The following is a 12671-nucleotide window of genomic DNA, read 5'->3' as shown; positions in this document are numbered from 1 at the left end:
CCGGAACTCAGCCCTTGCCAACCAGCGGGCACTTGCTCTGGTCGAGCGGCAGGAAGGCCTCGGAAGCCGGAATGGTCTCGAGAACCTTCAGGTAGTCCCAATCGTACTGCGACTCCTCCGGCGTCTTGACCTGCACCAGATACATGTCGTGGACCATCATGCCGTCCTCGCGGATCTTGCCGTTCTCCGCGAACATGTCGTTGATCGGCATCTCGTGCATCTTGGCCAGGACGGCGTCGGCGTCAGTGGTCCCAGCCGCCTCGACGGCGCGCAGATAGTGCAGCGTGCCGGAGTAGTCGCCAGCGTTCACCATGTTCGGCATCTTGCCGACGCGCTCGTAGAACCGCTTGGACCACTCCCGGGTCGCATCCGTCCGGTCCCAGTAGAACCCGTCGGCGAAGAGAAGGCCGGATGCCTGGTCGAGACCCAGCCCGTCGATCTCGTTGATGAGCAGCGTGAAGGCCACCATCTGCTGGTCGCCGCCGAGACCGAACTCCTTGAGCGCGCGGATCGTGTTGGTCGTGTCCGACGAGGAATTGGACAGGCCGATGACCTGGGCTCCCGAGGAGATCGCCTGCAGCGCGTAGGAGGAGAAGTCGCTTGCCATGAAGGCGGGATGCTTGACGCTCCCGCTCAAGGTTCCGCCCGCGGCTTCGATGGCACCGGTCACCGCGGCCTCGACCGACAGGCCATAGGCGAAGTCCGAGACGATCAGATACCAGTTGCCGACGCCTTTCGCCGCAAGCGCCTTCACCGGCGAATTCGACAGCGAATAGGAGTTGAAGGCGAAGTGTACGGCATTCGTCGAACAGGCATCACCCGTGATCCGGTCCGAACCGGCTCCGGTGACGACCACGACCTTGTCCTTGGCTTCGGCGATTTCCATGACGCCCAGCGCCGCAGCGGAGTTCGACAGGTTGATCACCATGTCGGTGCCGTTGTCAAAAGCCTCGCGTGCCTTGGTGACCGCGATGTCCGGCTTGTTCTGATGGTCGATGAAGTCGGCGTGGATCGGCTTGCCGTTCAGCGTGCCACCGAAGTCCTCGATGGCCATTTTCACGGCCTCGCTGGCCCCCTGGCCGCCATAGTCCGCCGTCGCTCCCGCAAGGTCGGTCATCAGGGCGATGCGCACCTGCTCCTCGTCCGCGAGGGCAGGTGTCGTCAGGACAGTGCCCGCCATGAGGGCCAGCACGCCACCGTAAAGCTTGTTCATGATGTTTCCTCCCGAAGTGTTCAGTCCCGCGACAAGGCGCAAGTTCCCCTCGACCGGACAGGAAGATCCTCGGTCTCCCTGCCGCGGAGGCAGTGTTGCGGTCATTGTTGCGAGGGATGCGCAGTGCTCCCGATACTTGCGCTCCTGGCTCGGGTGTCTGGCCTCGAAGACGGCCGTTCACCCTGCCCGACAAACGCTAGGCACGGCCAAGACATGTGTAAAATAGATAATTGACATGCAAGACATAACCAAAAAACATTGATCTGGAGACGGCGAACAGGGAGGAATTCGCGTGAAGATCAGGCAGCTCGAGTATTTCATGCATGTGGTGAACACGCTCAACATCACTCATGCGGCCGAGCGGGCGAACGTCTCCCAGCCGGCGCTCAGCAGGCAGGTACAGCTGCTGGAGGAGGAACTCGGCACGCAGCTTGTCGACAGAAGGCCGCGCGGTGTCGCCCTCACCCCTTCCGGGCAGAAGCTTGCGGACCACGTCCGCGCCCTGATGCAGAACGTTGAACTCATCAAGGAAGACATCATCGCCGCAGAGACCCGCCCGGCCGGATCCCTGCGCATTTCATCCGCCTACTCCCTTCGGGGCCTGCTGATCGCCGATGTCGCGGCGGAGTTCCATCGGCTTCATCCCCAGGTAGACTTGGAAATCCACGAAGGCGTCTCGATCAACGTGCGCGAGGAACTCGTCACCCGCCATGTGGATCTGGCGATCTATTCCGACCACGGTGCCTCGCGCGGCCTGAACCGTCAGGCCCTTTGCTCGGAGGGGCTGGTGCTGCTGTCCTCCGCCGCGGCAGGGCTGAAAATGGGCTCCCCCGTTCCCAGTGCGGACCTGGCCGGGCTCGACCTCGTTCTGACCCCCTCCCCCAACGGACTCCGTCGCGTGGTCGAGGACCTTCTGTCCCCCTCCGGGGCCTCCCCAAATCCGCCGGTCATCGTCGAAACCAACTCGATCATCATCGACCTGGTGTCTCGCGGCGGCCTGCACAGCATCCTTCCCTACAGCGCCTGCCACCAGGCCTACATGCGCGGCGACATTTCCATCGCCCCGATAACCGGCGCCACGTGGCCCTGGGTGATCGCGACCTCCCGCGACCGTCCTCGCACCGCCGCCATGCGCGTCTTTTCCGATCTGGTCATCAGCCGTGCCCGCCGTCTTGTGAAGGATGAACTGTGGGCAACGGCCGAGTTGCCACCGGAAGACTGAACCGGCGGATGAGCGCGAAAGACATATATTTTGCTGATCCTTGAAGCCCAGACATAACTTTTTGTTATTTCCGACATATCCGCTTTGATTTTGTCGGAAGCCCGCGAACGTGATTGCCTTCCTGCGAAACGGTCGCCCCCTGCCGGGAGCGGTCAGGTATCCCCGGGAGGAAAAAACGTGGCAACAAAAGCCCGCACCGCTGCCGGCGGCAGCAAGCCGCTGCCTGTCGGCAACAACATGCCCAAGCCCCTCAACCGCAACGTCCCCGCGCCCACGCGCGAGGACATGCTCACCCTGGCCCGCACCATGCTGCGGATCCGTCGCTTCGAGGTACGCACCGAAGAACTCTTCAAGACCGGCGTCATCAAGGGTACCGCACACTCCTCGGCCGGGCAGGAGGCGATCGCGGCCGGCGCCTGCCTTCCCCTGCGTCGAAGCGACTTCATCACCACCCATCATCGTGGTCACGGGCACTGCATCGCCAAGGGCGCCGACATCGACGGCATGATGGCGGAACTTTGCGGGAAGCTCGGCGGAATCTGCGGCGGCATCGGCGGTTCCATGCACGTTGCCGACGTCGAGCTCAACATCCTTGGCGCGAACGGCATCGTGGGCGCGTCGATGGGTCTCGGCGTGGGAGCCGCGCTTGCCGCGAAGCAGCGCGGCTCGGACGACGCGGGCATCGCCTTCTTCGGCGATGGCGGCTCCAATGAGGGCATCTTCCACGAGGCGCTCAATCTTGCCGCCCTGTGGAAGCTGCCCATCGTCTTCTTCTGCGAAAACAACCTGTACGGCATGTCGACCCCCTTCGAACAGGCAACGGCGGGCGGCTCGGTCGCCGCACGTGCCGCGTCCTACGGGATCCCGGGAGAAAGGATCGACGGCAACGACCCGGTTGCCGTCTATGCCGCCGTGGCCGAGGCGCTCGCCCGGGCGCGCGCCGGCGAGGGGCCAACCCTGATCGAGGGGCTGACCTATCGCCACGGCGACCATTCGGTGCGTGGAAACCTGCTCGGCTACCGTACCGACGACGAAGTTCGGAAGTGGCTCGACGAGGACCCCTTGACACGTCTCGCGCGCTGTCTCTCCGAGGAGTGGGACATCGACGGAGAAGCCTTCGCCGCCCTTGAGCAGGAGGCGTCCGATGTGATCGAGACCGCGATCACGAAGGCGGAAAACCTCCCCGAGCCGGAACTGCCGATGCTGTTCGACAAGGTTCTGGCGCCCCGGCGCATGCCACCACCTCCCCCGGCGCCCGGCAGCCGAGCCATCACCTACACCGAGGCCCTTCGCGAGGCGATCGCCCAGGCCATCGAGAGCGACGACACGGTCTTTCTCATGGGCGAGGATGTCGGCCCCGTCGGCGGCACCTTCGGCGTGACGCGCGGTCTCTTCGATAGGTTCGGTCCCGAACGCGTCATGAACACACCGATCTCGGAAGGCGTGATTTCAGGCTCGGCCGTCGGCGCGGCCCTCTCCGGCCGGCGACCGATCGCGGAAATCCAGATCTTCGACTTCGTCACCTTCATGATGGACCCCATCGTCAACCAGGCCGCCAAGCTGCGCTTCATGCTGGGCGGCAAGGCATCGGTCCCCGTGGTGTTCCGGGGCCCCCAGGGTGGCGGCATCCGGCTGGCTGCCCAGCACTCCCAGTCCCTCGAGGCATGGTTCGCCCATGTTCCCGGGTTGACGGTGCTCGCCCCCTCGACCGCGTATGACGCCAAGGGTCTGATGATTGCGGCCATACGTGACGACAATCCGGTCGTCTTTCTGGAACACAAGCTGCTCTATCTCGGAGGTGCCTCTCCGGTTCCCGAGGCCCCCTACGAAATCGAGATCGGCAAGGCCGACGTCAAGCGCGAGGGAATGGACATCACCGTCATCGCAACGCTTGCCATGGTCGAACGCGCGCTTTCGGCCGCGGAGACCCTTGCCCGCGAGGGCATCAGCGTGGAGGTCATCGACCCGCGCAGCCTGCGGCCGCTCGACATGGAGTGTTTCGTCCGCTCCGTGAAGAAGACCAGTCGCTGCCTTGTCGTTCACGAGGCATGGCGCACCGGCGGCATCGGGGCGGAAATCGCCGCCCAGATCACCGAGGAGGCCTTCGACTGGCTCGACGCACCGGCGGAGCGGATGGGCGCGGCGGAAGTGCCCATGCCCTACAACGACCGCCTCGAGCGCGAGGTCATGCCGAGCGCGGCCGGAATCGCCGAAACCGTGCGCCGCATGTGCCACCGCGATCTTGCGGAGGCCTGAGCCATGACCGTCAATATCCTGATGCCGGCGATCTCGCCGGACATGGCCACCGGCAAGCTGGTGTGCTGGCACGTCGAGCCCGGCACCGCCGTCAAGCAGGGCGATGTCCTTGCGGAGCTGGAGACCGACAAGGCCGCCATGGACATCGAGGCTCCCGCCGACGGCGTTCTGGAGCAGATCCTGGTGCCCGGCGGCACCAACGACGTTCCGGTGGAGACCCCGATCGGCATCATCGGCGCGGGCGCGAGTGCCGCGCCGCCGGCAACGACGGAGCCCCCGGCTGCGGCCGGGATGTCCTCCGACGCGACCTCCCCATTGCAAGAGGATGTCGGCGGTCAGGACATCCAGGACCGGCCGCTCCGGCGCATTTCGCCACTCGCGAGACGGCTTGCCCGGGAAATGTCGGTGGAGACCGAAGGACTGAGGGGAACCGGGCCGAAGGGACGGATTCTGGCCGCCGACATTCGCGAGGCGGCCGAGCGGCAGGTTCGCGAGGAGACGCAGGCCCCGACTGCCGCCGCCGGAGAGGCCGCCGCTCCTGCCACGGTCATGCACATGGCCGCAGCTTCGGCCTGCGTGGAACCGCACGGTGCCATGCGGCGCACCATTGCCGCACGCCTGGTCGAGGCCAAGCAGACGGTGCCGCACTTCTATCTCGAGATCCGCTGCGACGCGGATGCGCTGCTCGACATGCGCCGGACGCTCAATGAGGCTCTGGCCTCCTCGGGCTCGGAGGCGAAGGTCACCGTCAACGACCTGGTCATGAAGGCATATGCGCTGGCCATCGCCGCCACCCCGGATACAATGGTGACATGGAGCGAGGAAGGGCTGGTTCGCCACACGAGCGTCGACATCGGCCTGGCGGTCGCTCTGGAAGGCGGGCTGATAACGCCCATCCTGCGCGATGCCGCCCGTCTCTCGCCCGGTGCGCTTTCCTCCGCCGCGCGCGAGGCAATCGAACGTGCCCGGGCCGGAAAGCTCTCGCCGCAGGAGTACTCCGGCGGGCTCGCCGGGATCTCGAACCTCGGCATGTTCGGGGTCAGTGCCTTCTCCGCGATCATCAATCCCCCCCAGAGCATGAACCTCGCCGTCGGGACGATCGAAAGCGAACTGGCGTTGCACAACGGCCAGGCCGTGGAGGTGCGGCGGTTGCGGCTCACCCTGTCCGTGGACCACAGGGCGATCGACGGCTCAGTGGGCGCCCGGCTTCTCCAGCGTCTGAAGTCCTTCATCGAGGCACCGTTGCTGCTGGCCTCCTGAGGTCAGGGTGCGGCCCCCGGGCCGCAGAAGCGTCCGGAACCGGGGCCTCCGTACCGGTTCCGACCCCGCCGGCGGCCCTGGCTCTCCCCCCGAGCCGCCGCCGGCGGTCGCACGTCTTCGCCATTTGCTAAAAAGGAAGATCCGCATGCCTGTCACGCTCAACCACACCGGCATTACGGTGGCCGACCTCGATCGCGCCGAGAAGATGTTTCGCGAGCTCTTCGGATTTGAAACCATCTCCCGCGCGCCTAGGAACCCCGACCTGATCTCACGTGTCATCGGCGTTCCGGACGCCAGGGTCGAAATCGCCTATATGCGCAACGGCGCGGCAACGCTGGAGTTGTTGTGCTACTCTGGTCCATCGGCGCGTGGCGACTTCCGCCCGCGTCCCTGCGACCTCGGCTCGCTTCATCTGGGCTTCGATGTCGATGATATCGACGCGACGCTCAAGGACTGCTTCGCGTGGTCACTGGAATTGCTCGGAGAGGTCGTCGTCATCGACGCCGGTCCGAACAAGGGCAAGCGTATCGCCTACCTGCGCAACCCTGGCGACGGACTGGTGCTCGAACTGATCGAGAGCTGAAAAGGCCGTCCCACGACGGCACGATCACCGGCATTCATGAACGGCCCGGACGGCGGTCCCGCGCCGGCCGGGACCACGCCTCAATTTCGACGCGGCGGGTTTTCCGGGGGACGACGCCCTGGGGATCCCCGAAACAGCGAGCCCCCGCCGCACACGGCCGCGTGCCCGAACACACCAGGTTTCACAGCGCAAGACTGACTGTAGGGAGGTGGTGGGCCCGGCAGGACTCGAACCTGCAACCAATCCGTTATGAGCGGACGGCTCTAACCATTGAGCTACAGGCCCGTCGCATCCGGTCGACACGCCGCAAGGCGTTCCGACGGAACGGTTGTACCGGCACCGCGTCCAGAACCCCGCGTCCCGCACCACGCCCCTCATGACGCGTGATCCGGCACCCGGCGCAACCTGTCCGGCCCGGCACCTTCTTCGTATATCACCCCTTTACCGCCATGCAAGCGGGCGCGCGCCTCTCCCCACGGTTCAGGCGGGCAGCGGGTCCAGACACCACCGGACGCGCGCCCACGCTTGACCTTGCCCCGGACCTCCTGCATGGCTTGGCGGAAACTCCGCACGACCTTCGAAGGGATCGACATGCGACGATGCCCGCAGGGCAGAACAGGATTCGCAGGACAATGCCGCGCTTTCCGATCGTACTGACCCTGACCCTGGTCTGCGTCACCCTTGTCGGCTGGCTGCTTGTGGTCGGACGATCGCTGCTGCTCCCCTTCATCATAGCGCTGCTGGTGTGGTATCTCATCACCGCCCTCGCGGAAGGCATCCGCGCCCTGCCGCTCGGGCCGCTGCGTCCTCCCAGGGTCTTGGCCGTGACCGCCGCGATCGCGGTGATCTTCGGCATTTCCATCGTCGTGGTGGACATCGTCACTGCCAATCTGACCGAGCTTGCCGGCGACGCACCGGTCTACCAGGCCCGGCTTGAAAGCCTCTTCAGCACCTATTCCCACAAGCTTGGGCTCGCCGACCCCATCGAGCTGCGCGACCTGCTGCCCGACAACTTCCTCAACCGATCCATCACCGCCGGAGCCAACGCCCTGACCACCGTCGCGGGATCCGCGTCGCTGGTGTTCATCTATGTTCTGTTCCTGCTGCTGGAACAGTCGACGTTCGACCGGAAGATGCGCCGTCTCTTCGCCACGTCCGACCAGGCGCGCCTCGCCTTCCACATCCGGCGCCGCATCACGGACGCCCTGCGTCATTACCTCGGCATCAAGACCGGCGTGAGCGTGCTCACGGGGCTTCTCACCGCCGGCCTGCTGACACTTCTGGGACTTCCCTACGCGGCGCTCTTCGGCTTCATCGCGTTCCTGCTCAACTACATTCCCACCATAGGCTCGCTGACGGCGGTGGTGTTTCCGAGCCTTCTTTCGCTGGTCTATTTCGACAGCCTGACGCCCTTTCTGGTGATCAGCGTCGGCCTCGGGGCCATCCAGTTCGCCATCGGCAACCTGGTCGAGCCGCGCCTCATGGGCAACAGCCTGAACCTGTCCGGCCTGGTCATCATGCTGTCGCTGAGCCTCTGGGGCGCGATCTGGGGCGTTACGGGCATGGTGCTCTGCGTGCCGCTCACGGTGATGGTGCTCATCATCTGCGCGCAATTTCCCGCCTCCCGACCGGTCGCCGTGCTGCTATCCGCCGATGGCGAGGTGGGCGATCCCGTGGCGCTCGACCCCGACGAAGTGGACGAACCGTTCCCCTGAAGCCGTTTCAAGCGCACGTCATGCGGGTGCCGCATTTGCCGGTCTAGGGTTTGGCCTCCAGGGCAACCGCCCGTGAACAAAGCCATTTTCGACCGGAGAGACGTAATGAAGACGCTGCCGCTTGCACCCCGCCACACGACCTCGCGCGCATCGGGAATTGCCCGACTTGCCGCAATCGCCGGGCTTGCCGCTCTCCCGCTTGCCCTGTCGGCGACCGGCCCCGCCCTGGCCGAGGAGCCCCGTGTCGCCACGATCGACATCGCCGGCGAGGGCAGCGTCACCGCCGCTCCGGACATGGCGATGGTCTCCAGCGGCGTCGTCAGTGACGCGGACACGGCGGCCGAGGCGATGACCGCGAATTCCACCGCAATGGCCGAGGTCGTCGCGCGGATCAAGGAAGCCGGCATCGAGGCCCGCGACATCCAGACCTCCGGCTTCAATGTCTCGCCGCGCTATGCCCGCGTGAAGAGCTCCGATCCCCAGGAGTACCGCCAGGAGCTGGTCGGCTACCGCGTCTCCAACTCGGTCAACGTGCGTGTGCGCGATCTCTCCAAGCTGGGCGGGCTGCTCGACGTCATGGTGCGCGACGGCGCCAACCAGATCGGCGGCGTCAGCTTCATCGTCAGCGAGGCTGGCAAGCTCAAGGACGAGGCGCGCAAGGAGGCCATGGCCGACGCCATGCGCAAGGCAAAGCTCTACGCCGAGGCGGCCGGCGTCGAGCTTGGCCGGGTGCTGTCCATCAACGAGCAGGACCACGGCCCCCGGCCGGTGATGATGATGGCCCGCGCCGAGTTCAAGGGCGCCGATGCCGCGGCCCCTGCCCCCATCGAGGCAGGCGAGAGCGAGCTTTCGATCCGGGTAAACGTGAGCTGGGAACTGAAGCAGTAAAGCAGCACACAACCGGCCGTCGCGCGCACTCCGGCAGCGGATACGCGCGACGGCCGGAATTATTTTCCGGCTAACGATTTCGGATATTATTAGCCGGCTCTTCAAAAAACCTTGAGATCTTCTTGCGTTCTCGAGGGTGTTTTCGCTCTTTTTTCATTCACGGCCATTGAATTTCCCCGAATCGGGCCTTATACGAAGGGCCTTCGGGATAACCCCGGGTTTCATCTGCTGGTTGGGGAGACCGCCATGTCTGACGACGGCCTCTTCCAATTGGGGATGGACTTGGAGGCTCATGCCGGTGACGAGCGGACCCTGTCCGCCTACGGCGAGCCGAGAAGCACCACCCATACGGAAGACACGACACGAACCGCACCCCGCACTGCCGCGGAGGTCGACCGCCTCGATCACTTCATCGAGAAGGACGGCATTCGTTGCGCGGGCGCGCATTTTATCATCGACCTCTATGACGCCGAGCGTCTGGACGACCTTCCCTATATCGAGGAAGCGTTGCGGACCTGCGTCACGGAGTCGGGGGCGACACTGCTGCACATTCATCTGCATCCGTTCCAGCCCGAGGGCGTGAGCGGTGTCGCGGTGCTCGCGGAAAGCCACATCTCGGTGCATACCTGGCCCGAGGCCGGCTATGCCGCCTTCGACGTCTTCATGTGTGGCGACGCCAGGCCCGAGGCCTGCGTCGAGGTGCTGAGGCGGGCCTTCCGTCCCGGGCGCACCGCCGTCAGCGAATTGCTGCGCGGCAAGGAGGTGGAATGAGCCAGGGGCTGATTTTCGCGGAAACGCTCTATCCCGGCGTGCAGGTTCAGTACGACTGCGAGGACATCCTGTTCCAGAGCCGGTCCGAGCATCAGGATCTCGTGCTGTTCACCAATCCGGTGTTCGGCAAGGTGCTGATGCTCGATGGCATCACCCAGGTGACCACCGGCGACGAGTTCATCTACCACGAGATGATGGCCCATGTGCCGATCCTCGCCCATGGCGCGGCGCGCGAGGTGCTCATTGTCGGCGGCGGCGACTGCGGCATGGCCGAGGAGGCGCTCAAGCACAAGGGCATCGAGCGCCTTACCCAGGTCGAGATCGACAGCGCGGTCGTCGATTTCTCCCGGGAGCAGTTCGGCGAGTTCAACGCCCCCGTCTTCGACGATGACCGCTTCGATCTCGTTATCGCCGACGGAGCCCGCTTCGTCGCCGAGACGGATCGCCGTTTCGACGTGGTGCTGGTGGACAGCACCGACCCGGACGGCCCCGGCGAGGTGCTCTTCACCAGGGAGTTCTACGCCGGCGTCCACCGCTGCCTGAAGCCGGGCGGCGTTCTGGTGACCCAGAACGGTGTCCCCTTCCTGCAGCCGGACGAACTCGTTTCCTCGATCGGGCATTTCACATCCATCTACAAGGATGCGGGCGCCTATATCGCCGCCATCCCGACCTACTTCGGCGGGCACATGGCCCTTGGCTGGGCAAGCGACAATCCGGACCTGCGCCGCGTGTCGCTCGAGACGCTGGACGAGCGTTTCACCGCCGCCGGCCTCGAGACCCGCTACTACACGCCGGAGGTCCACGCGGCCGCCTTCGCGCTTCCGCGATTCATCCGCGATCTGGTGGAGAAGGGGCGGGCCGGCTAGCATCCGCCCACACCCACGGATCATGGACGCTCCAAAGCCCGCGCGAGCCTGTCGCGCGGGCTTTTTTACGTTTTCACCGCACTTTCCCTGCGCCGGTTACATCTTGCGACAGGACCGGTACATACTTGCGAACAAATGCGAGTATTGTCGCTGCGCCGGCCGGGACGGGCGGGCGGAGCGAGACACCAGCCATCCTTCTCTTGCGAGGTAGCCATGAGTGAAATTTCAGACCGCGCGGGCATCGCCGACGCGCCCGCGGCCTATTCCACGTCCCAGGTCCTGCTGCACTGGATCATTGCCGCCCTGATCATCTTCCAGCTCGTGTTCGGGGAATCGATCAAGGACTACGGGCACACGCTGCGTGACGGCGAGATCCCGTCCACGCTCGTCTGGCTGATGGGCAATCTGCACATCTGGGTCGGCGTCGCCGTTCTCGCGCTCACACTCGCCCGCCTCGCCCTGCGCCTGACGCGCGCCGCACCGCCCGCCCCCGCCCTGGCTGCACCGCTGCTTCTGGCCATGCGAGCGACCTACGCGCTTTTCTATGCGTTGCTGCTGGCGGCTCCCGTCACCGGGCTGGTGGCGTGGTACGGCGGCGTTCATATCTCCGGCGAGCTCCACGAGACACTCAAGCCGGTCTTTATCGTGCTGATCACGCTGCATGTGCTCGCAGCCCTCTGGCACCGCTTCGTGCTGAAGGATGACGTCATGAGCCGCATGAGCTTCGCCGGACGCTGATCACGGATTTCAGCAATCGACAAGAGCGAGGCGCGCTCAGTCGCGCGCCTCCAACCACTGGCGCAAGCCGGCCGCGTCGCCGCTCAGCACCCCTTGCGCGACCCGGCGCCCGACCGCGGCTCCGAACTTGTAGCCGTGCCCCGAGCAGGCCGACACCACGAGGCTGCGCGCGCCCGCCTCCAGGAAGAAATGCTCGTCCCGCGTGAAGGTGTAGGCGCAGGTGACCACGTCCTCCACCGCATACTCATCGATGCGGGCAAAGGGCGGCGAGAAGAGACCGCGCAACCGCTCGCCCTCACCGGGCTCCAGCACGCGCCGGGCATCGGCGTCTCCCGATTTCACCTTATGCAGGCCGGCCCCAACCTTGAGCCCGGTTCCCGCCACGGGCGGCAGCACGTAGCCGTCCACCGTGCCGCCGGTGTCGAGAAGCACCGGCGAGGCCTCCCAGGCGGCGCGCAGGTCCTCGGGCGGCCTCAGGTAGGCCACCGCCGTTCGATAGCCGGTGAGATGACGGCCAAGCTCCGGCAGGAGCTTGAGCACCCAGGCACCGGCGGTCACCACCAGCCGGTCGGCCAAAAGCTCCTCGCCGGTCTCGAGCCGGACGCTCGCCGCATCCCGGTCAAGCGCGACCACGCGGGCGTTGTCGCGCACCACGGCGCCGGCGTCGCGCAGCCATGAGGCAATCCCGCTGCCGATGCGCCGGCACAGCAGCACACCGCCCTCGGGACTGAAGGCGGCCGAATGCACCGTGTCCGGGTCGAGATACGGGTGGCGTGCGACCGCCTCTCCCGCACTCATCCGCTCGACCGGGTACCCTCCGGCCTCCAGGCTGTCGCGAAAGGCGATCGACTGGTCCGCGCCCGTCTGGGAGACGAGCAGGAACCCGGTGTCGACCAGATGCTTCTCGCCCAGATCCGACCACAGTTCGTCCCAGGCCTCATAGGCCTCGCCGATACGCCTCTGGTAGCCGGTCTGTCCGCCATAGGCGCGGCGGATGATGCGGTGCTGGTCGCCGGAGGCCGACATGGGGCTGGGGATGGCGCTCCCCTGCTCGAGAAGCGTCACCTCGGCCCCCGCCTTCGCGAGCGACCAGGCGGTGGACAGGCCGGAGATCCCGGCCCCGACGACGATGACCTTCATGCCGGCCTCCTCCAGGGTT

At 65.7% G+C, this 12671-nt stretch carries 11 protein-coding genes and 1 tRNA gene; 9 read left to right on the top strand and 3 right to left on the bottom strand.

Going from position 1 to position 12671, the window contains the following annotated elements; genetic code table 11:
• Positions 1-7 precede the first annotated feature (7 nt).
• The gene (locus tag ACYX4S_RS02955; protein ID WP_476361832.1) at positions 8-1213 is read right to left on the bottom strand and encodes an ABC transporter substrate-binding protein; all 1206 of its coding nucleotides are present in this window, start codon (positions 1211-1213) and stop codon (positions 8-10) included.
• A gap of 292 nt (positions 1214-1505) precedes the next feature.
• On the opposite strand from ACYX4S_RS02955, the gene ACYX4S_RS02950 reads away from it, so the two are divergent.
• The 4 genes from ACYX4S_RS02950 (at position 1506) to ACYX4S_RS02935 (ending at position 6534) form a co-directional block, all read left to right on the top strand.
• Positions 1506-2435, top strand: a complete 930-nt coding sequence (locus ACYX4S_RS02950) for a LysR family transcriptional regulator (protein ID WP_422069579.1) — start codon at positions 1506-1508, stop codon at positions 2433-2435.
• Between the two features lie 177 nt (positions 2436-2612).
• Positions 2613-4691 (top strand): alpha-ketoacid dehydrogenase subunit alpha/beta, encoded by a 2079-nt coding sequence (locus tag ACYX4S_RS02945; RefSeq protein ID WP_476361831.1) that lies wholly within the window; start codon positions 2613-2615, stop codon positions 4689-4691.
• Positions 4692-4694: 3 nt separating this feature from the next.
• Positions 4695-5951, top strand: coding sequence for a dihydrolipoamide acetyltransferase family protein (locus ACYX4S_RS02940; protein WP_476361830.1), 1257 nt, complete (start codon positions 4695-4697; stop codon positions 5949-5951).
• 145 nt (positions 5952-6096) lie between these two features.
• Positions 6097-6534, top strand: coding sequence for a VOC family protein (locus ACYX4S_RS02935; protein ID WP_476361829.1), 438 nt, complete (start codon positions 6097-6099; stop codon positions 6532-6534).
• A 209-nt stretch (positions 6535-6743) separates the two neighbouring features.
• On the opposite strand, the gene ACYX4S_RS02930 is transcribed toward ACYX4S_RS02935, so the two are convergent.
• Positions 6744-6819: transfer RNA gene (locus tag ACYX4S_RS02930), tRNA-Ile, on the bottom strand.
• Between the two features lie 347 nt (positions 6820-7166).
• Here ACYX4S_RS02930 and ACYX4S_RS02925 point away from each other — a divergent pair.
• The 5 genes from ACYX4S_RS02925 (at position 7167) to ACYX4S_RS02905 (ending at position 11512) form a co-directional block, all read left to right on the top strand.
• Positions 7167-8249: an AI-2E family transporter gene (locus tag ACYX4S_RS02925; protein ID WP_293724115.1), complete on the top strand. Its 1083-nt coding sequence runs from the start codon at positions 7167-7169 to the stop codon at positions 8247-8249.
• 105 nt (positions 8250-8354) lie between these two features.
• Positions 8355-9137, top strand: a complete 783-nt coding sequence (locus ACYX4S_RS02920; protein ID WP_476361828.1) for an SIMPL domain-containing protein — start codon at positions 8355-8357, stop codon at positions 9135-9137.
• 246 nt (positions 9138-9383) lie between these two features.
• On the top strand, positions 9384-9908 hold the full coding sequence (gene speD, locus ACYX4S_RS02915) for an adenosylmethionine decarboxylase (protein ID WP_293724111.1): 525 nt from the start codon (positions 9384-9386) through the stop codon (positions 9906-9908).
• Positions 9905-10774: a polyamine aminopropyltransferase gene (gene speE, locus ACYX4S_RS02910; RefSeq protein ID WP_476361827.1), complete on the top strand. Its 870-nt coding sequence runs from the start codon at positions 9905-9907 to the stop codon at positions 10772-10774. Before speD ends, speE begins: the two co-directional genes overlap by 4 nt.
• A gap of 213 nt (positions 10775-10987) precedes the next feature.
• Positions 10988-11512, top strand: coding sequence for a cytochrome b (locus tag ACYX4S_RS02905; RefSeq protein WP_476361826.1), 525 nt, complete (start codon positions 10988-10990; stop codon positions 11510-11512).
• Positions 11513-11548: 36 nt separating this feature from the next.
• Here ACYX4S_RS02905 and ACYX4S_RS02900 read toward each other — a convergent pair whose 3' ends face one another.
• Positions 11549-12652 (bottom strand): FAD-dependent oxidoreductase, encoded by a 1104-nt coding sequence (locus ACYX4S_RS02900; RefSeq protein ID WP_476361825.1) that lies wholly within the window; start codon positions 12650-12652, stop codon positions 11549-11551.
• Positions 12653-12671 lie beyond the last annotated feature (19 nt).

This window comes from Stappia sp. ABD4_338 (assembly GCF_056312175.1).
Note: the sequence above shows the minus strand (reverse complement) of the source record. Positions and strands in the feature narration are given on the sequence as shown.

What these genes read in the sequence shown, in the direction of transcription:
- ACYX4S_RS02935 (WP_476361829.1), top strand. Translation starts at nt 6,097, where the DNA reads ATGCCTGTCACGCTCAACCACACCGGCATTACGGTGGCCGACCTCGAT.
- ACYX4S_RS02905 (WP_476361826.1), top strand. Translation starts at nt 10,988, where the DNA reads ATGAGTGAAATTTCAGACCGCGCGGGCATCGCCGACGCGCCCGCGGCC.
- ACYX4S_RS02940 (WP_476361830.1), top strand. Translation starts at nt 4,695, where the DNA reads ATGACCGTCAATATCCTGATGCCGGCGATCTCGCCGGACATGGCCACC.
- ACYX4S_RS02955 (WP_476361832.1), bottom strand. Translation starts at nt 1,213, where the DNA reads ATGAACAAGCTTTACGGTGGCGTGCTGGCCCTCATGGCGGGCACTGTC.
- speE (WP_476361827.1), top strand. Translation starts at nt 9,905, where the DNA reads ATGAGCCAGGGGCTGATTTTCGCGGAAACGCTCTATCCCGGCGTGCAG.
- ACYX4S_RS02925 (WP_293724115.1), top strand. Translation starts at nt 7,167, where the DNA reads ATGCCGCGCTTTCCGATCGTACTGACCCTGACCCTGGTCTGCGTCACC.
- ACYX4S_RS02900 (WP_476361825.1), bottom strand. Translation starts at nt 12,652, where the DNA reads ATGAAGGTCATCGTCGTCGGGGCCGGGATCTCCGGCCTGTCCACCGCC.
- speD (WP_293724111.1), top strand. Translation starts at nt 9,384, where the DNA reads ATGTCTGACGACGGCCTCTTCCAATTGGGGATGGACTTGGAGGCTCAT.
- ACYX4S_RS02920 (WP_476361828.1), top strand. Translation starts at nt 8,355, where the DNA reads ATGAAGACGCTGCCGCTTGCACCCCGCCACACGACCTCGCGCGCATCG.